Annotated in this window: 1 protein-coding gene; it reads left to right on the top strand. The window is 59.0% G+C overall.

Features of this window, described 5'->3' with window-relative positions; all coding sequences use genetic code 11:
- Nucleotides 1-420 (top strand): ABC transporter permease (locus A3728_RS17120; protein WP_150120864.1); only part of this gene is annotated, 420 nt, incomplete at both ends.

The following is a 420-nucleotide window of genomic DNA, read 5'->3' as shown; positions in this document are numbered from 1 at the left end:
GCGGCTGTCGCCGCCGACATGGGGCCATCCGCTGGGCACGGATCAACTGGGACGGGACCTGTTCTTCCGCGTCTTGCTGGGCGCGCAAACCTCGATCTTCATAGCGGTCGCTGCAGTCCTGATGTCCATCGTGATCGGTCTGCCGCTTGGGTTGATATCGGGCTATGTGGGAAAAACGACTGATAACGTTTTGATGCGGCTGGTGGATACGCTCCTCAGTTTTCCGGCCCTTCTGCTGGCACTGACGATCAGTGCGGTTCTGGGGCCGAACTTGCAAAACACGATCATTGCGATTGGCATCGCGTTTACGCCGTTTCTGGCACGGATCATCCGGGGAGAGGCTTTGCGCGTGGCCCAGATGCCCTATGTGGAGGCCGCGCGGACAGCCGGAAATTCGGATCTTCGCATGATCACATTGCA

The sequence above is a fragment of the Sulfitobacter sp. HI0040 genome, from assembly GCF_001634885.1.
Taxonomy (GTDB): Bacteria; Pseudomonadota; Alphaproteobacteria; order Rhodobacterales; family Rhodobacteraceae; genus Sulfitobacter.
Note: the sequence above shows the minus strand (reverse complement) of the source record. Positions and strands in the feature narration are given on the sequence as shown.